The organism is Streptococcus sp. VTCC 12905 (assembly GCF_049893385.1).
Taxonomy (GTDB): domain Bacteria; phylum Bacillota; class Bacilli; order Lactobacillales; family Streptococcaceae; genus Streptococcus; species Streptococcus suis_AA.
The window spans coordinates 104,335-131,082 of sequence record NZ_JBMVJC010000003.1 but is presented as its reverse complement, the minus strand read 5'-3'; the positions used below and the strand labels follow the sequence as shown (position 1 = coordinate 131,082).

Genomic DNA, 26,748 nt, shown 5'->3' with positions numbered 1-26,748 from the left:
CTTGCGTCCTTGTTTCATGCGTCTCATTCCTTTACTAGTAGCTTTCAGTTCTTTACCACTAGTATAACTTTTTATCCATGATCTGAGAACATAAGGGTCAGAAATTCCATATTTTTTGGTCAGATTTTTGAGATTTCCCAAGCCATTAAGATAGTCGGAAACAGCTTGTTCCTTTAGTTCCTTACTATACTTCTTCCATTGACGGCTTTCCTCTAGCCCCTCAACACCAGCTTCTTTGTACTTCCGAACCCAGTTCGATAGGGTGTCTTTAGAAATACCTTGGTTTCTAGTTAACCAACTAAGTGATTTCCCTTCTTCCAAGTGAAGTAGAACAATTTCTAGTTTCTCAGATACAGATTTTGGACTTCTTTTGGACATAATAAAACTCCCCTTATAGTTTCTAGTGAAAATTTTTATTTTTTCACTGTCCACTATAAGGGGAGTATATCAGTTTAATTTGGGCGATTGGTTTTTTCTATGTATAATTGTTGAGCAATAGTGGTGGGTACTGCGAGTTCTTTGCCCTTGTACTGAATAGTAATCGTTTGGGCAAAACTATCAAAATCTGTTACAACCAGCTGATCTCCGACAGCTAAATCATGTTGTTCTAAGTACTGGAGGAGCTGATAAAAGTCGTGTATACGGACAAGTTGGTAGTATCCAGTTTCAGTGAGTTGGGAGAGTCGTGTCTGGTAGCGTTCGATGAGTGGTTGACCTTCTCGAGGAATGCTTCCACCGTGAGGACAAGTTTGGGGCTGTTCCAGTAGTAGGTCTAGGCGATTGATAAAGTGATCTGAAACGGTGTGTTCTAGAATCTCAGCTTCCTCATGGACTTCCTCTGGAGAATAGCCGAGTTGTTCCACCAGAAAGACTTCAATCAGACGGTGCTTGCGGTAGAGGCTAGATACCATTTCAAGGGCGGTTTGGCTGAGGAGATAACCTGCCTTGGCATCCTTAGAAATGAGCTCTTCGGCTACCATTTTTTTGAGCATTTCGGAAACGGCTGGTGCGGAGAAGGCCATCTTCTCTGCGATGAGTTTATTGGTAATTTTTTGGTCTAATTGACCCAGTTCATAAATACATTTTAGATAATCTTCTTTGTTTGGTGTCATGAGAACTCGCTTTCTAGTTAAGAATATTATAACAAAAATTTATAAAAACAGTTGACAAAACCAATAATTTAACTTAATCTAATAATTAAATTAAGCATGCTTAACAAAAATAAAAGGAGAACCTATATGAAGAAAATGCTGTTCAGTTTTGCTCTGCTATTGTCCCTAATAGGGTTAGGAGCTTGTCGTCCATCGCAAACCACAGAAGGCTCTAGTAAGCCAAGGGTGGCTGTGACTACTTCCTTCCTCAATGACATGGTCTATCAGTTGGTGGGTGATGAGGTGGAACGTGATTTGCTGATTCCAGCAGGAGAAGACCCTCATTTGTACGTAGCCAAATCTAGTGATTTATCAAAATTACAAAAGGCTGACCTTGTTCTCTACCACGGTTTGCACTTTGAAGGTAAAATGGTTGAAGCTTTGGAGAAGACCGGGATAGCTGTTTCAAAAAACTTTAATGCAAAAGACTTGAATGCGATGGATGAGGATGGAGAAGAAATTGTTGATCCGCACTTTTGGTTTTCAATTCCCTTGTACAAGTCAGCTGCAGCTGTAGCTTCAGAGGAACTACAAAAACTCTTACCTGCTAAAGCTGAGATGATTCGACAAAATGCAGAAAAATACCAAGCGCAGCTAGATGATTTGCATGCCTGGGTTGAAAAAGAATTGAGTGTGATTCCAAAAGAAAGTCGCTATTTGGTAACGCCACATGATGCCTTTAATTACTTTGCTGCTAGTTATGACTTCACTCTATATGCGCCTCAGGGAATTAGCACGGATTCCGAAGTGGCTAATAGTGACATGATTGAGACAGTTAACCTAATCATTGACCATAATATCAAGGCTATCTTTACAGAGTCTACAACTAATCCAGAACGCATGGAGAAATTACAAGAAGCAGTAAAAGCCAAAGGAGGTCAGGTTGAAGTTGTTACTGGTGAAGGTAAGGAGTTGTTCTCAGATTCCTTGGCACCAGAAGGTGAGGATGGAGATACCTTTATCGACATGTACAAACATAATGTTACATTGATGGTTAAATATCTAAAATAAAATTGTTATGGGAGACGTAAACCGTACGATATCTATTGGAGCTAAGGTTTGAGAATCATATTTAAATAGCAAAGTAAAATATTTGACTACGCCTACAAGTGTAGAATGGATGGTAGAACAAAGGGAGGAAATATGTCAGCAATCATTGAATTAAAAGATGTCAATTTAGCATATACAGCCAGCCAGACCATGGCTTTAGAAGATGTCAATTTGGTGATTCCCAGAGGGAGTCGGACGGCTATTGTTGGACCGAATGGTGCTGGTAAGTCCAGTCTATTCAAGGTCATTTTGGGGTTGGAAAAACCAGACACAGGACAGGTTCGCATGCTTGGTCAGGAGGCAGGTCTAGAGAGGTTGATTGCTCGAAAAGTAGCCTATATTCCCCAATCCAGTCAAGTAAATTGGCAATTTCCTGCAACAGTCTTTGAAATTGTTCTGATGGGACGCTTCGCTCATAGTAAGGGAATGTTTAGAAGACCGACTAAGGCTGATAGACAGATTGTTGAGCAGGCTCTAGAACGATTAAAAATTGCGGATTTACGCCATCGTCAGATTGATCAGCTTTCAGGTGGGCAGCGTCAGCGGGTCTTTCTAGCCAGAGCTCTGGCACAGGAAGCAGAATTGTATCTTATGGATGAGCCTCTAGCAGGGATTGATCAGGCAACAGAAATCATGATCATGGATATGCTCAAGGAGTTCCAATGTGAAGGGAAAACTTCCATTGTCATTCATCATGACTTAACGACGCTGGATGCCTACTTTGATCACCTTGTCTGGCTTCATAAGCATGTGATTGACTCTGGTCCGATGGATGAGACTTTGACAAGCGAGAATTATCAGGCGACTTACGGCATAGGAAATGGGCTGTTTCTAGGAAATGCCAAAGGAGGCAGTCATGTTTGAGGTTTTCAAAGAGTATTCTTTCTGGACAGTTGCTTTAGGGACCGTCAGCCTAGCTGTGGCAGCCAGTACTATCGGAAGTATATCTGTTCTTACTAAACAGAGTTTGCTTGGGGATGCTCTGGGGCATGCTTCTTATCCTGGAGTGATTGTCTCTTTCATGATTTTTCAGTCGCGACAACCTCTTTACTTGCTTTTAGGAGCAGTGTTGTCAGGCTACCTTTCTTATGCACTTGTCCATTGGCTACGTCGAAAAGGTGGTCACAGTCTAGTCAATGCCCTTTCATTGCTGTCTGCGTCTTTCTTTGGTTTGGGAATGGTCTTGAAAAATGCTATTCAGGGAAATGAAGCCTTTGCAGGGGCTTCCCAGGCTGGATTGCAAACCTATCTATTTGGACAGGCAGCCTTTATTCAGCTGGATGATGTGATACTCATCGGAATTATTTCTCTATTGGCTTTGGTATTGTTTGCTTTCTTTTATCAAGACTATAAGCTGTATCTGTTTGATCAAACTTTTGCAAGGGTTATTGGTGTTCGTGTAAAGTACTTGCAGCAGTTGACGATGTTTTTGATGATTTGCCTAATTGCAGTAGGATTAAAGTTAGTCGGAGCTATTTTGATGAGTAGTTTTTTGATTGCACCAGCTGTCTTTGGCTTGATGCTGGGAAAATCGTATCACAAGAGTCTATTACTGGCAGGAATCGTTGCAATTGGGTCGGCTTTCGTAGGGACCTGGATTAGCTCCAGTGTATCTGGTTTGTCGACCGGACCGACTATTATCGTCTGTCTAACAGGTCTGACCCTGTCTGCATTTGTGTATGTTACCTATGTCAGAAAGGAGAATGGTCGTGTTTGAGGTATTGCTTATTTTGATGGTTATTGCTAGCTCTTGTGGCTTGCTCGGATCAATACTGGTTGTAAAAAATCAATCGATGCTGGCAGATGCTTTATCACATTCTGTCTTGCTTGGGATTGTTCTGGGGTTTTTTATTAGTCATAGTTTGGATTCGCCATTGCTAATAGTTGGTGCCAGTCTGTTTGGGTTATTATCGGTTCTTGCCATTGACCGTCTGCATAGTCGAAAGATAGCGCATGATGCCGCAACAGGTCTGGTTTTTTCTTTCTTTTTTGCGGTGGCGGTTTTGCTTATTTCTCTTTTTGCTCGCAATGTTCATTTGGATGTAGATATGGTTTTGCAAGGGGAAGTACTTTTTGCTCCGCTCCATCGTATGGATGTTCTAGCCTGGTCACTCCCTGTTAGTCTGGTCAAGTCGAGTTTGGCTTGGTTGGTTATTGTTCTATTTTTTGTTTGGGCTTACCATTGTTTACAAGTATACCTATTTGACAGCAACCATGCTCGTTTGTCTGGCTTACGAACAAGGATTTTAGAAATGGTTATTTTGATTCTAGTTTCCTTAACCACTGTTCTGGCCTTCGAAGCGATTGGTTCGATGACTGTTATTGTTTTCTTGGTGGCACCAAGTATGGCTGCCCTACGTTGGGTCAAATCCTTTTGGCAATTGCTTCTTTTAGGGCAAGGTATCGCTATTCTAACGGTTGTGCTTGGTTTTTTAGTGGCCAATCAACTGGATTTAACCATGTCAGGGACCTGTGCCGTTGTCAGCCTTCTTGTGGTTTGCTCGAGTATTATTCTAAAAAATACTTGGTCACGGTCATCTGATAAGTGATATTGTCAGAATTTTTTGTTATCATAATCATTATGAAATACAAAGGAGAATAGAATGACACGTTTACAAGATGATTTTTACGAATACGTCAATGGCGAATGGGCAAAAACAGCCGTGATTCCAGACGATAAGCCAAGAACAGGTGGCTTTTCTGATTTGGCGGACGAGATTGAAAAGCTCATGATTGATACGACAAATGCTTGGTTGACAGGGGAAAATGTCCCAGAAGATAGCGTTTTGCAAAACTTCGTGGCTTTCCACAAACAAGCAGCCGACTATGAAACCCGTGACCGTTTGGGAGCGGAGCCTGCTCAGGCATTGATTGCGGAGTACAAGGCTCTTAACTCTTTCGAAGAATTTACCAGCAAGTTGGCAGAGTTTGAGTTGGCCGGCAAGCCAAACCTCATGCCTTTTTATGTGGCACCTGACTTTATGGATGCGACATTAAATGTTCTTTGGGCAGATTCATTAGGTATTATCTTACCAGATACGACCTACTATGAAGAAGGTCATGAAAAAGGAGCAGAATTGCTCAAAACGTGGAGAGAGAGTCAAGAGGCCCTCTTACCTAAGTTTGGTTTTTCAGATGAAGAGATCAAGGACCTTCTGGACAAGCGTTTGGAACTGGATGCCAAGGTTGCCAAGTATGTCTTGTCGAATGAAGAAGGTTCTGAGTACGCCAAACTTTACCACCCGTACGAGTGGGCAGATTTTACTGCCTTAGTACCAGAGTTGCCTTTGGATGATTTCTTCACAGCGATTTTGGGGCAAACACCAGACAAGATTATCGTTCCAGAGGAACGTTTCTGGCAAGCAGCTAAGGACATTTACAGTGAGGATAATTGGGAGCTTTTGAAGGCGACCTTGATTTTGAAAGCAGCAGGAGCTTATACAGCCTTTCTGTCGGATGAAATTCGTATTCTAGCAGGAGCCTATAGCCGTGCCCTTTCTGGTACACCGCAGGCTCAAAACCAAGAAAAAGCAGCCTACAATCTGGCACAAGGCTACTTTGACCAAGCCCTCGGTCTTTGGTATGCTGGAGAAAAATTCTCACCAGAAGCCAAGGCCGATGTGGAAGCAAAAGTTGCCAAGATGATTGAGGTCTACAAGTCTCGTTTGGAAACTGCAGACTGGTTGGCTCAGGAAACGCGTGACAAAGCCATTGTCAAACTCAATGTTATCAAGCCTTACATTGGTTACCCAGATGCCTTGCCAGAGCGTTATTATAAGAAGATTATTGACCCAAGCAAGTCCTTGGTGGAAAATGCTATCGAACTAAACAAGATTGACATTGCCCATAGTTGGAGCAAGTGGAACAAGCCTGTGGATATTAAGGAATGGGGCATGCCAGCTCACATGGTCAATGCCTACTATAACCCACAGAAAAACTTGATTGTCTTTCCAGCAGCCATTTTGCAGGCGCCTTTCTACTCGCTAGAACAGTCTTCATCAGCTAACTACGGCGGTATTGGTGCTGTCATTGCCCACGAGATTTCCCATGCCTTTGACTCTAACGGTGCCTCCTTTGATGAGCATGGTAGTCTCAATAACTGGTGGACAGAAGAAGACTATGCGGCTTTTGAAGCTCGTACCCAGCAGGTCATTGACCAGTTTGAAGGTCAGGATTCTTATGGTGCCAAAATCAATGGTAAGTTGACTGTGTCAGAAAATATTGCCGACCTTGGTGGGATTGCAGCAGCCTTGGAAGCAGCCAAGTCAGAAGAAGACTTCTCCGCTGAGGAATTCTTCACCAACTTTGCTCGTATCTGGCGAATGAAGGCCCGTCCTGAGTTCATGCAGATGTTGGCAAGTGTGGATGTCCATGCACCAGGTCATCTGCGCACCAACATCCAGTTGCCAAACTTCGATGAATTCCATGAAACATTTGGTGTTCAAGAAGGCGACGGCATGTGGCGTGCAAAAGAAGACCGTGTGATTATTTGGTAACATTGTAACACTCAACATCGAACCTTAGTAATTCGATTTGCTAAGTAAAAGGGTCTAGTGGTTCTTTTCAGCTAATTCCTTTGAAATAGAAAAAAGAACAGATCCTAAGCTGTGCATGCATTAACCAGTCGGATGTTAAGTTTCATTGGATATCATATAGCAAAAATCTCGTTTCGACGGGATTTTTTGCTACAATAGAAGGTAATTTTAGGAGGTGCTACAGATGAAAGTTGGTCTAGTTTTAGAGGGTGGGGGTATGCGAGGCCTTTATACTGCGGGTGTTCTAGATGCTTTTTTAGATGCTGATATTCATGTTGATGGGGTCGTTTCAGTTTCCGCAGGAGCACTTTTTGGCGTTAATTTCCTTTCCAAACAAAGAGGCAGAGCGATTCGCTATAATAAGCGTTTTATTAAAGATAAGCATTATATGGGATTGAGATCCTGGTTGACAACAGGAAATATGGTCAACAAAGACTTTACTTATTACAAGGTACCAATGGAGTTAGATAGGTTTGACCAAGAGGCCTTTGCCAAGTCTGGCGTGCCTTTCTATGTGACAGTGACCAATGTCGAAACCGGTCTGCCTGAGTATTACAAAATTGACCATGTCTTTGAGCAAATGGAATTGTTGCGCGCCAGTTCAGCATTGCCTCTAGTTTCAAAAATTGTCGAAGTTGATGGTAAAAAATACTTAGATGGTGGTCTTTCGGACTCCATCCCTGTGGACTTTTCTAGAAGGCTGGGGTTTGACAAATTGATTGTGATATTGACACAACCCATTGATTACCGCAAGAAGCCCTCTAGCGGTCGGGTCTACCGCTTGCTTTACAAGAAATATCCTAAGTTTGTGGCGGTGGCTTCAAAACGTTACCAGCATTACAATGATACGGTTGAAAAGATTATCCAGTTGGAACATCAGGGTCAGGTTTTTGCAGTCCGCCCTCAAAAGCCGCTCGAAATAGGACGTTTGGAAAAAAATCCAGTCAAATTTGACGAGATTTATGGGCTTGGTCTGGCGGACGGGGAGAAAGCTGTGGCGGGATTGATGGGGTATTTGGGAAATGAAGAGTAATGAGCAGGAATCCCCCGTGATTTCTGCCTTTTTTCTTTCCTTATTTCGTGATATAATGGTAAAGATAATTTATTGACATGGAGAAATGACATGAGCTTCTACAATCACAAGGAAATCGAGCCCAAATGGCAGGAATTTTGGGCAAAAAATCATACTTTTAAGACGGGAACAGATGCGGATAAGCCGAATTTTTATGCGCTAGACATGTTCCCTTATCCGTCTGGTGCGGGCTTGCACGTTGGTCACCCTGAGGGCTATACGGCGACGGACATTCTCAGCCGTTACAAGCGTGCCCAAGGCTACAACGTCCTTCACCCAATGGGGTGGGATGCCTTTGGTCTGCCTGCTGAGCAATATGCCATGGATACTGGTAATGACCCAGCTGACTTTACGGCGGAAAATATTGCCAACTTCAAACGTCAGATTAACGCCCTTGGCTTTTCTTACGACTGGGACCGCGAGGTTAATACGACAGACCCCAACTACTACAAGTGGACTCAGTGGATTTTCACTAAGTTGTATGAAAAAGGCCTAGCCTACGAGGCAGAAGTGCCTGTCAACTGGGTAGAGGAATTGGGAACAGCTATCGCCAACGAAGAGGTCCTTCCTGACGGAACGTCTGAACGTGGTGGCTACCCAGTTGTTCGCAAGCCAATGCGTCAATGGATGTTGAAAATCACTGCCTATGCAGAACGCTTGCTCAATGATCTAGAAGAGGTTGATTGGCCAGAGTCAATCAAGGATATGCAGCGCAACTGGATTGGTAAGTCAACCGGTGCCAATGTGACTTTCAAGATTAAGGACACAGACAAGGACTTCACAGTCTTTACTACCCGTCCAGATACTCTTTTTGGTGCGACCTACGCAGTCCTTGCTCCTGAGCACGACTTGGTGGATAGCATTACCTCACCAGAGCAGGCAGAGGCCGTGGCAGAGTACAAACGCCAAGCCTCTCTCAAATCAGACCTGGCTCGTACTGACCTGGCTAAAGACAAGACAGGTGTTTGGACTGGTGCCTACGCCATTAACCCTGTAAATGGTAAAGAAATTCCAATCTGGATTGCCGACTATGTACTGGCAAGCTACGGAACAGGTGCCATCATGGCGGTTCCTGCCCACGATGAGCGTGACTGGGACTTTGCCAAACAGTTTGGTTTGGACATCATTCCAGTTTTGGAAGGTGGCAATGTAGATGAAGCACCTTTCACAGAAGATGGTCTTCACATTAATTCAGACTTCTTAGATGGTCTCAACAAGGCTGATGCCATTGCTAAAATGGTGGCTTGGTTGGAAGAAAATGGTGTTGGTCAAGAAAAAATTTCTTACCGCCTCCGTGACTGGCTCTTCAGCCGTCAACGTTATTGGGGTGAGCCAATTCCAATCATCCACTGGGAAGACGGTACTTCCACAGCAGTCCCAGAAAATGAGTTACCTCTGGTATTGCCAAAAACCTTAGACATCAAGCCTTCGGGTACAGGGGAATCGCCGCTGGCCAACCTGACAGACTGGTTGGAAGTCGTGCGTGAAGACGGCGTAAAAGGTCGCCGTGAAACCAACACTATGCCACAATGGGCGGGTTCTAGCTGGTACTACCTGCGCTATATTGACCCGCACAATGATGAGAAATTGGCAGACGAAGAGCTTCTCAAGGCTTGGTTGCCAGTGGATATCTACATCGGTGGTGCCGAGCACGCAGTCCTTCACCTGCTCTACGCTCGCTTCTGGCACAAGTTCCTCTATGACATCGGTGTTGTACCTACCAAAGAGCCCTTCCAAAAACTCTTTAACCAAGGGATGATTTTGGGGACTAGCTACCGTGACAGCCGTGGTGCCCTTGTTGCGACTGACAAGGTGGAGAAGCGCGATGGGTCCTTCTTCCACATCGAAACTGGTGAAGAGTTGGAGCAGGCACCTGCTAAGATGTCTAAATCTCTTAAGAACGTGGTTAACCCAGATGATGTGGTCGAGCAGTTCGGTGCAGATACTCTTCGTGTTTATGAAATGTTCATGGGCCCACTTGATGCGTCAATCGCCTGGTCAGAAGAGGGTCTCGAAGGTAGCCGTAAGTTCCTTGACCGTGTCTATCGCCTCTTAACCACCAAGGAGATTGTGGCGGACAATAGCGGAGCGCTTGATAAAGTTTACAATGAAACTGTGAAGACAGTGACAGAGCATATTGAAGACCTGAAATTCAACACGGCTATCGCCCAGCTCATGATTTTTGTCAACGCAGCCAACAAAGAAGACAAGCTTTATGTTGACTACGCCAAAGGATTTGTCCAATTAATCGCCCCATTTGCACCACACTTGGCAGAAGAACTCTGGCAGGGTCTTGCAAATACAGGCCAATCAATTAGCTATGTCGCATGGCCAACATATGACGAAAGTAAACTGGTAGAAAGCGAAGTGGAAATCGTTGTCCAAATCAAAGGCAAAGTAAAAGCTCGCTTGACTGTAGCCAAAGACTTAGCATCAGATGAACTTGAAAAAGTTGCCCTTGCAGACGAAAAAGTCCAAGCTGAAATCGCTGGGCAAACAGTGGTGAAGGTGATTACGGTTGTAAACAAATTGGTTAATATTGTTGTGAAATAACCAAACTAGTGAATATCCTGGCGAAATAAATGTAAATAACAAGAAACGACTTCCATGTGGAGGTCGTTTTTGTATTTATACTCAATAAAAATCAACAGTAGCCTAGCTTCAACTATTTGGGAAATATTGAAGGCTGAAAATAAAGTGAACTGTGTTCGCATCATTAAGCCGAAGATAGAACTTTGTCACTTTCTCATTTCAAAGTAACAGGCTGAAAAGCGCCATTGGTGCTTTTTATTCACCGAGACTCTTAACAACGGATATTTTAGATGTTAGAAGAGTATTAGATAAATTCCTGTTCTTCCAACCATGCTCGAATAACAGAAAGGGTTTTACCTTGAAATTTTCCAGTTGGGTACATATGATCGGCCCCTGTTAGTGAGACTAGAACAGAATCTTTGTAATTATGTGCTGTTTTTCTGGCGATGGCAGAGACAGTCATTTTGTCCTCACTTCCTGTGATGACTAAGACAGGTCCGGTAATGTTACGAAAGTCCACATAGCTTGCTCTGCTTTTATCTAGGAATGGAAAGGCCATTTGTGTGTAAACCTTGCCTGAGTCAGGGACGAGGTTTTGATAGAGCTTTTCTTTTATACTAGGATCCTGTGCATTGAGGCAGTAAGAAAAGAAGGCTTTTTTATAAGGTGGAATAGGCTTTCTCCAAAATCCCCAGCGAAGAAAATGGGGTAAGAAACTGGCAAGCATGGTTGGATAAAGAGCGAAGATATCGGCAGTTGGGGCAGGGCCCATGAGAATCATGCCAGCAACAGGGGTACGTTCCGCAACCATTTGGGCTAAGAGACATCCAAGTGAGTGACCCAGAAGTAAAGGTGGCTCTTCTAGACTTTCGACTAAGGATACCAAGTCATCCATGTAGTCTGTCAAACTAACGTCACCGACTTTTTTGATCCCTTCTTCATAGGGTAAATCGTGATAGCGTAAACTAGGGGTATGAATCTGTAAGCCAGTTTTTTCTAACTGACTAGCAAAGTCTCCCCAGAATGTGCCATTACACCAGGTACCGTGTATTAAAACGATGCTTTTCATAGGTTTACTCCTGACTTTTTCTTAATTATAGCATGAGAAAAAAACAATTGTTAAGTATTTGCAACCTATCTGTAATATTTGTTACGTTATTTCAAGCTCTATGCAAGAATTGTCCTATAGGATGGATTAGGTGAAAAAACTTAACTTAAAGGAATCAAATAATATGAACCACCAAATTATCAAAAGATATCTTAAATTAGGGATATTTGCTCTGTTTATGGGAAATCTGTTTTGGACGGGAACATCCACTATTCTTGCGGATGACCTAACTGTAAATGATAGACCTTCGTTAGAAATATTAAAAAAGCAGGCTTTAGCAACAAAAGCTGCAGCGAAAAAAAGAGCTGAAGAAGCAGCATTGTCTACAAATATGGTTTCAGAGGTGACGGTTGAATATACATCCAATACTTACCCAGCAGGTCAATGTACATGGGGAGCAAAAGAAATGGCACCATGGGTTGGGAACTATTGGGGAAACGCCGGAGATTGGACAACCAGTGCAGCTTCCTTAGGCTATGAAGTTGGAACAATACCAAAAGTTGGCGCAATTACAGTCTGGACAGATGAAAATGGTGGCTACGGGCATGTTGCCTATGTGACAGATGTGGCTACCGATGGTCAAATTCAAGTCACTGAGTCAAACTATAATGGATCCTATTATCCAAGTAATATTCGAGGTTCCTTTGATCCGACAAAAACCAGTGAGGGAACGGTAAGTTATATTTATCCCCCTGCTGGGGTGTGAGACTGCAAGATTAAATTAGTGTAATAAAGTTTACGCATGTTCGTTATATCAAAATAAAAAAGTAAAGTTAAAGTAGAACATTTGAAATTTTTTACTTTAACTTTACTTTTTTTGCCATTGATTAATTTTTAGGAGAAAATAGGTATTTTAAGAGACTAGTAGATCAAATTGATTTACATAAAAAAAGTTAATCATTGTGATAAAAAAAATATATTAGGCGGATGTTTGGCTTCATGGTAACATATGTTTCATGACAGTTTTATTGTACTTACTTTTTTATAAATTAGGAAATGCGTGAATAATAATTGAAGGAAGGTGAGAAATCATTGTCAAATAAATAATTAGGGTGTAAATACTACAAAAGGAGATGAGGTATGGAATTTAGTACGAGAGCAATACATGGACAAGTTGATGATAGTAGTAAAGGAGCTGTAACTTATCCGATTTACCTTTCCTCAACGTTCTTACAGGAAAATATAAATGAATTTGGTGAATTCGTTTATAGTCGAAGTGCCAACCCAACTCGTTCTGCTTTGGAGAAGCAAATAGCTGACTTGGAAGAAGCCAAGTACGTTTTTGCAACTTCTACAGGCATGGCTGCGACCGCCATTGCATTTGAGCTGTTGAATAGTGGTGATAAAATTTTAGTTTCTGATAATGTATATGGAGGGACGTGGCAATTTATTACAGAATTATTTGCCTCTCGGAACTTGTACTATGAGCTAGTAGCTGACTTTAATGATTATGATTTCTCAAAATTAGATGACACTATAAAGGCCGTTTTTATTGAAACTCCAACAAATCCTCTCTTAGGAGTAACGGATTTGAAAAATGTAATTAGAGCAGCTAAAGCAGCGGGACTGCTAGTTATTGTGGATAATACCTTTATGACTTCTTATCTCCAAAAACCACTTGATTTTGGTGCTGATATAGTTGTTTATTCTGCGACTAAATATTATGCAGGACATTCTGATATTTTGGCAGGATTAGTGGTAACAAACAGAGAAGATCTTTATCCGCGTATTAAGTTAGTGCATAAATTATTAGGTGCAATTCTTAGCCCGTTTGATAGTTTTCTCTTATCACGAGGAATTAAGACTTTGGCTCTTCGAATGGAACGTCACGAGGAGAATGCCAATGCTATAGCCAAATATTTAGAATCGAAAGAGGGAGTAACAGTTTTTTATACAGGATTAAAGAGTAATCCCGGGTATTCCCTTCAACTGAAGCAATCAAAAGGTCATGGAGGAGTCCTTTCCATTTTGGTGAATCAAAATAAATATGACTTAAGTGCTTTTATAAAATCGTTGAAAATTTTTGGTTTTGCAGTTAGCCTAGGTGGGGTTGAGTCCTTGATTAGCCTACCTGCCTCTATGACTCATGAATCCTATGATAGAGAATTACAAGAGGCAATTGGGATAAAAGAGAATTTACTACGTTTAGCTGTTGGAATTGAGTCGGTTCAAGATTTACAAAATGATTTAGAACAAGCATTTGAACAAGCAAAGAAATAGGAGATTAACAAATATGAAAAAAATGACAATTTTCACAACTTTAGTACTATCAGCATTTATCTTAGCTGCCTGTGGGGAATCAGATTCTATTAGTTCAAAAGGTGATTCAAATCAGACACTTTTGGAACAAATACAAAAAGAAGGTGTTATTCAAATCGGTACAGAAGGTGCCTATGCTCCGTATTCTTACCATGATGAAAGTGGAGAATTAGTTGGTTACGATGTTGAGGTAGCAGAAGCTGTTGCTGAAAAACTAGGAGTAAAGGTAGAATTTGTTGAAACAGAATGGGATTCAATGATTGCGGGTTTAGACGCAGCTCGTTTTGATACTATCGCTAACCAAGTTGGAATAACAGATGAGCGAAAAGAAAAATATATTTTTTCAAACCCATATACCTATATTTATGGAGCGTTGATTACCAAGCAGGGGAATAGTGAAATTAAAGATTTTTCGGATTTATCCGGTAAGAAGTCGGCAAATAGCCTAACTAGTAACTGGGCTGATTTAGCACGTGAAAATGGAGCAGAAGTTGTGGGTGTAGATGGTTTTGCACAAGCTATTGAACTCTTGACAGCTGGTCGTGTAGACGCAACCTTGAATGATAACCTAGTTTTCTTAGACTACATCAAACAACATCCAGATGCTCCTATTCAAGTTGCAACTTTGTCACAAGATGTTTCTGAGACAGCCTTTCCAGTTGTTAAGGGGGAAGACGAATTGGTGGAAGCGATTGATGCTGCTTTGGCCGAACTTTCTAGTGAAGGGAAATTGACAGAAATTTCAAATAGATACTTCGGAGAAGATGTATCACAAGCTAAGTAAATAGGAGATACCATGACATCTAGATTGTTGCAATTGTTGATTGACTCATTTTTACAAATACTTATACCAGGTCTGCTTGTGACAATTCCCCTAACTATACTTTCTTTTGTCTTCGGGCTTATCATTGCCATTGGAACAGCTATGGTACAAATTGCTAACATTTCTATCCTCAAACAATTAGCCCGATTCTATATTTGGATTGTACGAGGGACACCACTTTTGGTTCAACTTTATGTAATTTTTTACGGGTTACCAAGTTTAGGTGTTGTATTAGATGCCTTTCCTTCAGCAGTTTTAGTTTTTTCAGTAAACACAGGTGCTTATGCTGCGGAAACCATTCGTGCATCAATAGAGTCAGTACCCAAAGGACAAATGGAAGCTGGATATACTGTTGGGATGAGTTTTTCTCAAATAATGCGTAGAATCATTCTTCCTCAAGCAATTCGTGTGGCTTTTCCACCTTTATCCAACACATTAATCAGTCTAGTAAAAGATACTTCCCTAGCAGCAAATATTACTGTCTTGGAAATGTTTATGACAACCCAACAAATTGCTGCTAGAACATATGAACCATTTGCTCTCTATTGTGAGGTTGGTCTTATCTATTTACTTTTTTCAACCATTTTGACAAAACTACAAACTTATGGTGAAAAGAAGTTAGCAGTCTATTAGGAGGTCTAAATGATTCAAGCAAGTGGAATTGAAATAGCTTTTAACGGGCAACAGATTTTAAAAGGTGTTGATTTACAGGTCAGTTCAGGGGAAGTTGTTGTCATTTTAGGACCATCTGGATCTGGCAAAACAACTCTTCTTCGTTCTTTGAATTTTCTAGAGTCGGTTGATATGGGGCGCTTATTCTTTGATGACGAAAATTATGATCTGACTAACATTAGTCAAAAAGAGATTGCGTCCATCCGAAAGAGAACATCTTATGTCTTTCAAAACTATAACTTATTTGTTAATAAGACTGCTCTACAAAATGTTACAGAAGGTCTGATCATAGCTAGAAAAATGGTTAAGAAAGATGCTGAACAAATTGGTATGGCAGCTCTAGACAAGGTCGGGCTATCTGATAAATATGACTTTTATCCAAGTCAATTATCAGGTGGTCAACAGCAAAGAGTTGGTATTGCTAGAGCAATTGCCACGAGTCCAGAAGTAATCTATTTTGATGAACCTACCTCTGCATTGGATCCAGAACTAATTGGTGAAGTATTAGAAGTGATGATCCAATTGGCTAAGGAGGGTATGACAATGATCATTGTGACTCATGAGATTGGTTTTGCACGTGAAGTCGCGGATAGAGTGGTTTTTATGGAAGGCGGTCAAATAGTCATAGAAGGTTCGCCAGAAGATATAATAAATCAACCAAAAGAAACCCGAATTCAACAATTCTTGTCTCGAATTCAAAATTCTACCGACAATCGGTACGAAACGTTAGGATAAACTAGTAATGAAGTTAAACAAAAAGTCTCCTTTTCAGAGTACGATATTCTCGTATCATCACAAAGTATAAAACTAATGACACAAGATAAAACTACCTCCATGGGTGCGACCGAATATGGTTAAATCCAAGGGGGTAGTTTTTGTGTACAAATCTTACTTATTTTTAATAAATATATATTGAAAGGGCTTTACTTTTTAGTGGTCAATAGTATATAATAACACTAAGAAAACGTTTGCACTTTATGGCTTTGAAATCTAAAGGGGAGAAATATGACGACGTTGGCGGATGTGGCGAAAAGGGCCAATGTTTCAAAGATGACTGTTTCTAGGGTTCTGAATCATCCGGAACTTGTCACAGAAGAGTTAAAACAACTGGTCCAATTAGCGATGAAAGAGTTAGACTATCAACCAAATGTTGTAGCAAAAGCCCTTGCTCAACAACGGACATTGACAGTTCAAGTTATCATTCTAGAGGAGATGGAGATTGTAGAGCCTTACTATGCCGAATTGATTGCAGGGATTGCTCTTGGATTGAGTGAAAAAAATTACACGATGCAGATTGTGACCGAAAAGCACCAAGTAACAGACCAATGTGATGGTTATATCGTTACTGGAGCACGTACTTCAGACTATAGTTGGCTGAAAAGTTTAAATAAACCAGTAGTACTTTTTGGAGAGAATCGAGCAGGGATACCTTTTGTTGACACACAGAATAAAGAAGCAACCTATCAAGCCAGTAGATTTGCAACAAGAAAAGGATATCATCAAGTTGTATTTGTGGGAATCGATTTACCAGATACTTTTGCTCAAGCTAGAGAAGCTGGGTACTTAGAGGCTATGGATGAGTTAGGTCAAAAACCAAGTGTTTACCGATTAGAAAATCGGTCAAGGATAGCAGAAAAGTTCATTACACAATTTAATAAGTTAATGCCAAATACATGCTTTATCTGTGCCTCAGACCGAATAGCTTTGGGAATTGCTCGAGGATTAATGAATATGTCAAGGAATGTACCTGAAGATTACGGGATTATTGGGTTTGATGGAATATTTATTGATCGAGTTTCTAATCCACAGTTGACAACGATGAAACAACCCTTTCGTCAAATGGGAAGAATTAGTGTTAGCCAGTTGATGCGCTTGGTTGAAGGACGGGAATTGAAAGAATACAACCGGTATTGTCAAGCGAGTTTAGTCGAGAGAGAGAGCACTCGGTCTTAACAATTAAAGTCTTCATAAGTAGGGAATTGTCCAAAGTACAGTTAGAAACTATCTAACAATAAGTTCCAGTGGCACAATTCCCTTATTTTTTAAGCAAAACTGTTACCGCTAACAATTAAGAAAACGTTTGCAAAGTAAGGGCTGTTTTTTATATACTATTATTATTATATTAGACATACCAAAGGAGAATGGAATGAATAAAAAACGTTTGCGTGTAGCAAAGAAATCACCAATGTTTGAAAAAAAGGTTATTTTTGGGATACGTAAGTTCACGGTGGGTGTTGCATCAGTCGGTATTGCAACAGCTTTTTTGATATCCGGAACTGGCCAATTAGTTCAAGCAGAGGAAGTAGCAACTCCCTCTACGGAAATAACAGCTCCAGTTAATACAGATCAAACGTCAGATGTTGATGCTACTGCATCAGTCGCTGGCAGTGAGTTGGTTGAAGAGGTTGTAACTTCTGACACAACTGCTACAGAGGCATCAACACTAGTTGCTGAAGCAGGCGAAGCTTTCGATGCACAAGTAAATACAGCATCAGTAGAAAATGTTGCAACTGTAGCAGAAACAGCTACATTGACCACCCCAGCAGAAGCGCCAATTGAAACAGCTACATTGACCACCCCAGCAGAAGCGCCAATTGAAGAAGGTAGTATTCGTCTGCACTTTGAAAATGTAGACGAAACAGCACCAGAAAGTCAAGGTTTGTGGACTTGGGGAGGAGTTGAAACACCATCTGATGGAAATAAATGGCCAACTGATACAGTGAATTTCTCAAGTAGCCAAGTGGATGACTACGGCCATTATGTTGATATTAAAAAATCTGAGACACCAGGCACAATCGGTTATGTGGTCCTTAAAGATGGGAAAAAAATAACAGAATCGGACCAAAAAGTGGAGCTTCTTGTTCCGGAACAAAATGAGGCTTGGATTGCTAGCGATTATACTGTTTCTAGCTATGAGCCACTCAAGGATGAAAATGTTCTCCGCATCAATTACACACGTGAAGACAACAATTATGATGGTTGGGGCGTATGGACTTGGGGAGATACGACTGAAGTAAGTAACGGCTGGCCAGTAGGTGCCCTTGATTTTAAAGTTGGGAAATACGGTGCTTATGTTGACATTCCTCTTTCAAATGGTTTAGATTCTAAACTTGGTTTTCTGCTCATCAACCAGAATAATCCAGATCTTGCTGGCAATAAATCGATTGATTTAGCTTTTGCAGATCGTAAACGGCATAGCCAAATTTTCCTTCGGAATGGTGATGACAAAGTCTATACCAATCCATACTTTATCGAAGAAAAAGTAGAATTAGATACAAGCAAAGCTACTCCGGGAACTAAAAATGTAACCATTGAAGCAAGTATAAACGCTCCTTTCAACTACAACGAAAGTGGTCTTGTTTCTGTAGCTATAACCAATCCTGAAAGTGCTGAAATTATCAAAATGGAAGTCGACACTACTACACTGGGTGGTGGTATCGTACCAATTTCAACAGAGCTTAATCGTGTAACGATTAAGGCAACTTCTGACACAGCTCCAGGGACATACAGTCTACCTGTAAAGGTATATGATAAAGACAATGGCTACTACGAAACAAAATTGGATGTGACCATTACGGAGCGCATTAAGGCAGAAGGTGAAAAAGACTGGGACGAGCAAGTCATCTACTTTATGATGACTGACCGTTTCTACAATGGTGACGTTAGCAATGATCAGGTGGTTGTTGGAGACGTAACTAACCCTCGTGGTCTCTACCAAGGCGGAGATTTTAAAGGGGTTACAGCTAAGTTGGACTACTTGAAAGAATTGGGTGTGGATTCTATCTGGTTGACACCAATTGTTGAAAATATTCCACAGAATGTTGGTAGCGCTACAGATGGAGAATACTACGCCTATCATGGCTACTGGGCATCAAATTTTGAAGAACTAAATCCACATTTGGGAAGTTTAGACGATTTCCACGAATTGATTGATGCCGCAGCCGAAAAAGGAATCAATATCATTGTTGACGTGGTGCTGAATCATGCTGGCTATGGCACAGAAGAAACCTTTGCGGGCATGGTACGGACCAAGGAAGAAGATAAGCAGGGAGATGACCAATTAGGCTCATTATCTGGATTACCAGACTTCAAGACAGAAGAAGCTACAGTACGCAATCAGTTGGTTGCTTGGCAGGCATCTTGGTTGGAACGCTCAACAACTGCTAAAGGTAATTCAATCTATGGTTTCCGTGTCGATACAGTCAAACATGTTGATGACACCACATGGCAACATTTCAAAAATGAATTGGTGGATAGAGATCCTGACTTCCACTTAATTGGAGAAACATGGGGAGCTAACTATAAAGATACTAAGGGTGACTTGGGTATCGGTACTATGGACAGCTTGTTGGACTTTGGCTTCAAGGATATCGCGAAGTATTTGGTCAATGGTCAACTGAAAGCAGCTGGAAAAGAGCTAGAAGAGCGTAGCAAGGTTCTGACTAGCGCAGCTTCTCTGGGTCAATTCTTGGGCAGTCATGACTAAGATGGTTTCCTTTACAGTCTCGGTGGCGCAGAAAAAGAAGGAAATCTGGATAAACTGAAATTGGCTGCTAGTCTCTTGATTACTGCTAAAGGTCAGCCTGTCATCTACTACGGTGAAGAATTAGGCCAATCTGGACAAAACAACTGGCCTGTTTATGACAACCGGTACGATTTCGATTGGAGTAAGGTAGAGACAAGTGACATAGAGGACCATTACCAAAAATTGTTGGCTTTCCGTAATGGAAATTCAACAATGCTCTCACGTGGTGATACAACAACACTTGCTGGAAATGATAGCCAAGGTTGGCTTATCAGCAAACGCAGTTACCAAGATCAAGCTGCCTATCTTGTCTTCTCAACCAATACCGAGAGCAAGGAAATGGCGATTGAAGTATCTGGGAAAGATGTGGTTGTAACAGATGCATACACAGGAAAATCTTATCAAGCTATCGAGAAAGACGGTAAATGGGTCGTTCAAGTAGAACTTCCAACTATCGGTCAAGGTGGTACCATGCTCCTTCAGACAGAAGCAGGTGACATCGTCAATGCAAGTGTGCAAGGAGAAACTGAAGAACCAATTGAAGCAGGCTACTTCCGTGTTCACTTTAAAACTCTACCATCTGATAATTTATCTAGCTTAGGTTTATGGACATGGGATGATGTCGAAAAACCATCACCAGAAGTTGGTGCATGGCCAACAGGAGCGACTAATTTCAGTACTGCTAAGCAGGATGATTATGGCTATTATCTTGATATCAAGATGAAAGATGAAACAGCCAGCAAAATCAGTCTTCTGATTAATAATACATCTGGGGAAAATATAACCGGCGATAAAGTTATTGAGCGAATTAGCACCAAGATGAATGAAGCTTGGTTTGATGAGAATTATCAACTCAGCCTCTATCAACCACTTAAAGAAGGATATATTCGGATTAATTATTTCCGTACAGATGGCGATTATGACCAAAAAGGCCTCTGGATCTGGGGTGATGTGACTGACGTTACCTTGGGTGATTGGCCAGATGGTATTGATTTTGAAAACCAAGGTAAATATGGTGCCTATATCGATGTCAAATTGACAGATTTACCAAGTTCAATTGGCTTCCTGCTACTGGATGAAAGCAAGTCAGGAGATGATGCAAAGATTCAGCAGAAAGATTATAGCTTTACAGATTTGAAAAATCAGACACAAATCTTCCTTAAAGATGATGATCCAACAATCTACACAAATCCTTATTTTGTGAACAACGTCCGTGTAACAGGCGTTTCCCATGTTAGCCTAACAGCTCTAGAAGCAGCATTTACAACGCTTGAAGGCGCTGATAAGGAAAGTATTTTAGAGAAATTATCTGTCACAGATAAAAATGGCCAGACAGTGACTGTGACGGACCTTGTCTTGGATGCCACCAGCAACAAGGTGCGAGTCCTCGGGGATTTCAACCAAGAAAATGCTGGCTACACCCTCAAATATGGCAATGATAGCTTCACAACAACTATGAGCTGGCAATTGAAGGATGAGCTCTATGCTTATGATGGAGAACTTGGTGCGCGTGTGAGTCAGGCTGGTAGTGTCGTTGATATGACTCTCTGGTCTCCAAGTGCAGACGTTGTAGCAGTTGTTCTTTATGATAAGGATGATCAGTCTAAAGTGGTCGGTAAATTAGCCATGACCAAGGGCGATAAAGGACAATGGGATCTTGAATTGAACAGTCAATCAGATCTTGGTATCACAGATTATCGTGGTTACTATTACCATTATGAAATTACTCGTGGGGATCAATCTGTTCTTGTTTTAGATCCATATGCTAAGTCTTTAGCGGAGTGGAATAGTGATTTAGCAGATACTGATCCATCTTATCGTATTGCCAAAGCGGCGATTGTGGATCCATCAGAAGTTGGTCCAAGCGATTTGGATTATGCTACTATTCCTAATTTCAATCAGCGTGAAGATGCGATTATATATGAAGCACATGTTCGTGACTTCACATCAGATCCTGCAATTTCGGATGAATTGACTGCTCAGTTTGGTACCTTTGCAGCCTTTGCAGAGCGTCTCAGCTACCTCAAGGAATTGGGTGTGACTCATATTCAATTATTGCCTGTTATGAGCTACTATTTTGTCAATGAATTGATAAATGGAAAGAGGATGGATGAGTACGCGTCAAGCAACAGTAACTACAACTGGGGTTATGATCCACAGAGCTACTTTGCCTTTACAGGTATGTATTCTACAGATCCGACAGATCCAATGAAACGCATCGAAGAGTTCAAAAACCTGGTCAATGAAATTCACAAACAAGGCATGGGTGTGATTTTGGATGTGGTGTATAACCACACTTCTAAGACTTTCTTATTTGAAGATTTAGAGCCAAACTATTATCACTTCATGGAGGCAGATGGTACAGCTAAATCTAGCTTTGGTGGGGGTCGTCTCGGAACCACTCACTACATGAGCCGTCGTGTCCTTGTTGATTCTATCAAGTATCTTGTGGACGAGTTTAAGGTAGATGGTTTCCGTTTCGATATGATGGGGGACCATGATGCCGAAGCAATTGAGCTAGCCTTTACTGAAGCTCAAAAACTCAATCCAAACATCATTATGCTTGGTGAAGGTTGGAGAACCTTTACAGGTGATGCCAATCAGCCTGTTCAGCCAGCAGACCAAGACTGGATGAGTTCAACAGATACTGTTGCGGTATTCTCAGATGAAATTCGCAATACACTTAAATCTGGTTATCCAAACGAAGGTCAGCCAGCCTTTATTACAGGCGGTGCTAAGAGTGTAGAATCTGTCTTTAATAACATCAAGGCACAACCAGGAAACTTCTTGGCAGATGATCCAGGTGATGTGATCCAATATATTGCTGCGCATGATAACTTGACCCTCTTTGATATCATTGCTCAGTCCATCAAGAAGGACCCATCAATCGCTGAAAATTACACTGAAATTCACCAACGTCAACGTTTGGGTAATTTGCTAGTTTTGACTTCTCAAGGGACACCGTTTATCCATTCTGGTCAGGAGTATGGACGGACCAAACAGTTCCGTCACCCTGATTATCAGTACCCTGTAGCAGAAGATCAAGTGCCGAACAAAGCTCATTTGTTGACAAATGCTGATGGTACACCATTTGATTACCCATACTACATTCATGATTCTTATGATTCATCTGATGCGGTCAATAAGTTTGACTGGACCAAAGCGACAGATGAGACCCTCTATCCAGAGAATACCCGTACTCAGGCCTTTACAAAAGGATTGATTGCCTTGCGTAAATCTACAGATGCCTTCCGTTTGGGAACAAAAGACCAAGTCGATCAAAAGGTTAGCTTGATTTCAATACCAGGTCAGAACGGTATTGCTACAAACGATGTGGTTATTGCCTATCAAACCATTGCAAGCAACGGTGATCGCTATGCTGTCTTTGTCAATGCTGACAGTAAGGAACGTAGTTTTGTTCTTTCAGATATTTACAAAGACTTACTGAAGGGTCAAGTACTGGTTGATGGTGAACGTGCAGGTGTAGAAGCATTGTCTGATTTAGTGGGTGTTGAATTGACTGATAGTGCAGTTGTTCTTGCACCTTTGACTGCAACCGTGATTCGTTTGCCTTATATCATCACAAAAGTTCCAGATACAGCACCTAAAGAACGTACAGAAGAATCTGTCCTTCCGATTGTAGAGGAAGTTCGCTATGATGCAACTCTTACAAAAGGTCAATCTTATGTGCTTCAAGAAGGTAAGGCAGGTAAGAGAGTCTTGGTTTATAAAGATGTCTTGGTTGACGGCAAGGTAGTAGCAACAAAACTGTTATCTGAAACAGTAGTAGATGGTGAGGCACGGATTGTTGTTAAGGGTAGTATGGAGGCTAATGATGTGGTAGAAAAACCAAGTCTTTCTACTCCAACAGCTCAAGCGTCTGAACAAACCACAAGTGCATCAAACAAAGAAAGCCTACCAGCTACAGGTGACCGACAAAGTGATTTGGCACTTCTAGGTCTCGGACTTGCTGGACTTGGTTTGACAATTGCTGCACAAGGAAGAAACAAAAAATCAGAAGAATAGTATTCTTCGGTCGTAACAATAGTTTTACACTTTTTGGGAAAAGTTCAAAATGTAGCAAAATTATTGAGATAGACCACATTATAAAACGCATAGAATCAAAGGTTCAAGTGACATACTGATTTTATGCGTTTTTTTATTGAAGAATTTACTTGGATTTTAGATTTCAAAAATTGTAATTTGTTTCATACATTTATTGATTCTGCTCCTCTCAAAAAATTTCGTCATATAGAAACAAGAATATTCTGACAGACATAGAAAACGCTTTATGGTATAATGAAAACATGACTTTATAAAAGGAGAAAAACATGTCAAATCTTTCAGTTAACGCCATCCGTTTCCTTGGTATTGATGCCATTGAGAAATCTAAATCAGGCCACCCAGGAATCGTTATGGGTGCAGCTCCTATGGCCTATAGCTTGTTTACAAAAGAACTTCATATCAACCCAGCACAACCTAACTGGATCAATCGCGACCGATTTATCTTGTCAGCAGGACATGGCTCTATGCTTCTTTACGGACTGCTTCATCTATCGGGATTTGAAGATGTTAGTATGGATGAGATCAAAAACTTCCGTCAATGGGGCTCTAAAACACCTGGTCACCCGGAATTTGGTCACACAGCCGGTGTAGATGCTACAACTGGTCCTTTGGGGCAAGGGATTGCTTCAGCAGTTGGTTTTGCTCAAGCAGAACGTTATCTCGCTGCTAAATATAACCGCGATGGCTTCCCAATCTTTGATCACTATACTTATGTGATTTGCGGTGATGGGGACTTGATGGAAGGTGTTTCCTCAGAGGCTGCTTCTTATGCTGGACTCCAAAAATTAGAAAAACTCATCGTTCTCTATGATTCAAATGACATCAACTTGGATGGTGAAACGAAGGATGCCTTTACAGAAAGTGTTCGTGCACGTTACGATGCATATGGTTGGCATACAGACCTCGTAACAGATGGTACAGATGTAGATGCCATCTTTGCAGCTATTGAAAAAGCAAAAGCTGCTGGTAAACCATCACTTATCGAAATCAAGACAGTTATTGGTTACGGTTCGCCAAGTAAAGCTGGAAGCAATGCGGCTCACGGTGCTCCTCTTGGTCCAGAAGAGGCAGAAGCAACTCGTAAGGCACTTGATTGGAACTATGCTCCATTTGAAATTCCAGCTGAAGTCTATGCGGACTTCAAAGCTAATGTAGCTGACCGTGGAGCAGCTGCGTATGATGCTTGGGCGAAATTGGTGGAAGACTACAAAGTAGCACATCCAGAATTGGCTGCAGAAGTAACAGCTATCTTGGAAGGTCGTGAATTGGCTGAGTTGACAGAATCAGATTTTCCTGTCTATGAAAATGGTTTCTCACAAGCAACTCGTAATTCATCACAAGATGCGATAAATGCAGCAGCGGCTGTATTACCAAATTTCTTTGGTGGTTCAGCTGACTTGGCACACTCAAATATGACTGTCATTAAAGGGGAAGGACTTCAAGACTCTGCTAATCCTCTGAATCGTAATATCCAATTCGGTGTGCGTGAATTTGCTATGGGTACTATCTTGAATGGTATGGCAGCACACGGTGGGCTTCGCGTTTTCGGTGGGACCTTCTTCGTTTTCTCAGACTATGTGAAGGCAGCAGTTCGTTTGTCAGCCCTTCAAGGTCTTCCTGTGACTTATGTCTTCACGCATGACTCAATTGCAGTTGGTGAAGATGGCCCAACTCACGAGCCAATCGAGCACTTGGCAGGGCTTCGTGCCATGCCAAACCTCAATGTCTTCCGCCCAGCAGATGCGCGTGAAACCCAAGCTGCTTGGTACTTGGCCTTGACTAGCAAGTCCACTCCGACAGCCCTTGTTCTCACTCGTCAAAACTTGACAGTTGAAGAAGGAACAGCCTTTGACAAGGTTGCCAAAGGTGCTTACGTGGTCTATGAAGCAGCAGGCTTTGATACCATCCTTCTTGCATCTGGTTCAGAAGTGAACTTGGCTGTAAAAGCTGCCAAAGAACTAGAAGCAGCAGGCACTAAGGTTCGTGTGGTTTCTGTGCCATCTACTGAGCTCTTCGATGCACAAGATGCAGCTTATAAGGAAGAAATTCTTCCAAATACCATCCGTCGTCGCTTGGCCATTGAAATGGGTGCAACTCAAAGTTGGTACAAGTATGTCGGTCTTGATGGTAAAGTTCTTGGAATCGACACCTTCGGTGCATCAGCTCCAGCCCAAACAGTTATTGACAACTATGGCTTCACAGTAGAAAATGTTGTGAAATTGGTTGGCGAATTGTAATAAACAGTGTAGAGACAGCCTTTCAGGGCTGTTTTCTGTTATAATAATTTTATGAACTATACCTTAGAAGAAAAAGAATATTTTATGAAACAGGCCTTTGCAGAGGCTGAAAAATCACTGGAAAAGGATGAAATTCCTATTGGCTGTGTCATCGTTAAGGATGGACAGATTATTGGTCGTGGGCACAATGCGCGTGAGGAACTCAATCAAGCCATCATGCACGCCGAAGTCATGGCCATCCAAGAAGCCAATCGAGTGGAAGGCAATTGGCGACTGCTGGATACGACCCTTTTTGTTACAATAGAACCCTGTGTCATGTGTAGTGGTGCTATTGGTCTCGCACGCATTCCAAGGGTGATTTATGGAGCCACCAATCAAAAGTTTGGTGCTGCTGGGAGTCTTTATGATATTTTAGCGGACGTCCGTCTGAATCATCGAGTAGAGGTGGAAAAGGGAATATTAGAAGAGGAGTGTGCCCAAATGATGCAAGATTTTTTCAGACAACGTAGGGAGAAGCAACAAGCTGATAAGCTGGCTACTAAATCCCAAGTGGATCAATCCTAATCGACTCTCCACTTGCACTCTAGCCAAATTGTGTTATAATAATATTCGGAGCAACATTCGTGCGTGAAGCGGGTCAGGGGAGGAATCCAGCAGCCCTAAGCGAATTCGAGTGTGTGCTCTTTTTGCGTATAGTCTAAAAACCCTTTGAAATCAAG

The 26,748-nt window shown here is 41.6% G+C and carries 18 protein-coding genes, 1 other RNA gene and 1 pseudogene; 17 read left to right on the top strand and 3 right to left on the bottom strand.

Annotation, left to right across the window (positions count from 1 at the left end):
* Together ACPC58_RS02400 and ACPC58_RS02395 are read right to left on the bottom strand one after the other, a co-directional pair.
* A partial coding sequence (locus ACPC58_RS02400) for a helix-turn-helix domain-containing protein (protein WP_434065122.1) occupies positions 1–378 on the bottom strand: 378 nt, incomplete at its 3' end.
* Between the two features lie 74 nt (positions 379–452).
* The gene (locus ACPC58_RS02395; protein ID WP_274504445.1) at positions 453–1,112 is read right to left on the bottom strand and encodes a metal-dependent transcriptional regulator; all 660 of its coding nucleotides are present in this window, start codon (positions 1,110–1,112) and stop codon (positions 453–455) included.
* A 126-nt stretch (positions 1,113–1,238) separates the two neighbouring features.
* Between ACPC58_RS02395 and ACPC58_RS02390 the strand changes: the two genes are divergently transcribed.
* The 7 genes from ACPC58_RS02390 (at position 1,239) to leuS (ending at position 10,361) form a co-directional block, all read left to right on the top strand.
* Positions 1,239–2,162, top strand: a complete 924-nt coding sequence (locus ACPC58_RS02390; protein WP_434065121.1) for a metal ABC transporter solute-binding protein, Zn/Mn family — start codon at positions 1,239–1,241, stop codon at positions 2,160–2,162.
* A 132-nt stretch (positions 2,163–2,294) separates the two neighbouring features.
* Positions 2,295–3,065, top strand: coding sequence for a metal ABC transporter ATP-binding protein (locus ACPC58_RS02385; protein ID WP_318150694.1), 771 nt, complete (start codon positions 2,295–2,297; stop codon positions 3,063–3,065).
* A complete protein-coding gene (locus ACPC58_RS02380) occupies positions 3,058–3,918 on the top strand; it encodes a metal ABC transporter permease (RefSeq protein WP_434065120.1) in 861 nt (286 codons plus the stop codon). The genes ACPC58_RS02385 and ACPC58_RS02380 overlap by 8 nt, the downstream gene beginning before the upstream one ends.
* A complete protein-coding gene (locus ACPC58_RS02375; RefSeq protein WP_318150695.1) occupies positions 3,911–4,750 on the top strand; it encodes a metal ABC transporter permease in 840 nt (279 codons plus the stop codon). The genes ACPC58_RS02380 and ACPC58_RS02375 overlap by 8 nt, the downstream gene beginning before the upstream one ends.
* Before the next feature lie 54 nt (positions 4,751–4,804).
* Positions 4,805–6,697, top strand: coding sequence for a M13 family metallopeptidase (locus tag ACPC58_RS02370; protein ID WP_434065119.1), 1,893 nt, complete (start codon positions 4,805–4,807; stop codon positions 6,695–6,697).
* A 223-nt stretch (positions 6,698–6,920) separates the two neighbouring features.
* Complete coding sequence (locus ACPC58_RS02365; protein WP_217374508.1) at positions 6,921–7,769, top strand: patatin-like phospholipase family protein; 849 nt, start codon at positions 6,921–6,923, stop codon at positions 7,767–7,769.
* A gap of 90 nt (positions 7,770–7,859) precedes the next feature.
* Complete coding sequence (gene leuS / locus ACPC58_RS02360; protein ID WP_434065118.1) at positions 7,860–10,361, top strand: leucine--tRNA ligase; 2,502 nt, start codon at positions 7,860–7,862, stop codon at positions 10,359–10,361.
* Positions 10,362–10,644: 283 nt separating this feature from the next.
* On the opposite strand, the gene ACPC58_RS02355 is transcribed toward leuS, so the two are convergent.
* Complete coding sequence (locus tag ACPC58_RS02355; RefSeq protein WP_277844223.1) at positions 10,645–11,409, bottom strand: alpha/beta fold hydrolase; 765 nt, start codon at positions 11,407–11,409, stop codon at positions 10,645–10,647.
* 163 nt (positions 11,410–11,572) lie between these two features.
* Between ACPC58_RS02355 and ACPC58_RS02350 the strand changes: the two genes are divergently transcribed.
* The 10 genes and pseudogenes from ACPC58_RS02350 (at position 11,573) to ffs (ending at position 26,728) form a co-directional block, all read left to right on the top strand.
* A complete protein-coding gene (locus tag ACPC58_RS02350) occupies positions 11,573–12,154 on the top strand; it encodes a CHAP domain-containing protein (protein ID WP_434065117.1) in 582 nt (193 codons plus the stop codon).
* 374 nt (positions 12,155–12,528) lie between these two features.
* The gene (locus tag ACPC58_RS02345) at positions 12,529–13,668 is read left to right on the top strand and encodes a trans-sulfuration enzyme family protein (RefSeq protein ID WP_277844227.1); all 1,140 of its coding nucleotides are present in this window, start codon (positions 12,529–12,531) and stop codon (positions 13,666–13,668) included.
* Positions 13,669–13,681: 13 nt separating this feature from the next.
* Entirely contained in the window at positions 13,682–14,491 is an 810-nt protein-coding gene (locus tag ACPC58_RS02340; RefSeq protein WP_277844229.1) for an amino acid ABC transporter substrate-binding protein, read from the top strand.
* Positions 14,492–14,503: 12 nt separating this feature from the next.
* Entirely contained in the window at positions 14,504–15,163 is a 660-nt protein-coding gene (locus ACPC58_RS02335) for an amino acid ABC transporter permease (protein ID WP_277844231.1), read from the top strand.
* Positions 15,164–15,172: 9 nt separating this feature from the next.
* Positions 15,173–15,937 (top strand): amino acid ABC transporter ATP-binding protein, encoded by a 765-nt coding sequence (locus tag ACPC58_RS02330; protein WP_434065116.1) that lies wholly within the window; start codon positions 15,173–15,175, stop codon positions 15,935–15,937.
* Positions 15,938–16,207: 270 nt separating this feature from the next.
* Positions 16,208–17,155 carry a LacI family DNA-binding transcriptional regulator gene (locus ACPC58_RS02325; protein ID WP_289646165.1) on the top strand — a complete coding sequence of 316 codons (948 nt, stop codon included), beginning with the start codon at positions 16,208–16,210 and terminating at the stop codon, positions 17,153–17,155.
* A gap of 193 nt (positions 17,156–17,348) precedes the next feature.
* Positions 17,349–23,753: pseudogene (locus ACPC58_RS02320) on the top strand (pullulanase).
* A 305-nt stretch (positions 23,754–24,058) separates the two neighbouring features.
* Positions 24,059–26,029, top strand: coding sequence for a transketolase (tkt, locus tag ACPC58_RS02315; RefSeq protein WP_434065115.1), 1,971 nt, complete (start codon positions 24,059–24,061; stop codon positions 26,027–26,029).
* 51 nt (positions 26,030–26,080) lie between these two features.
* Entirely contained in the window at positions 26,081–26,593 is a 513-nt protein-coding gene (gene tadA, locus ACPC58_RS02310) for a tRNA adenosine(34) deaminase TadA (protein ID WP_434065114.1), read from the top strand.
* A gap of 39 nt (positions 26,594–26,632) precedes the next feature.
* Positions 26,633–26,728: signal recognition particle sRNA small type (ffs, locus tag ACPC58_RS02305), an RNA gene on the top strand.
* Positions 26,729–26,748 lie beyond the last annotated feature (20 nt).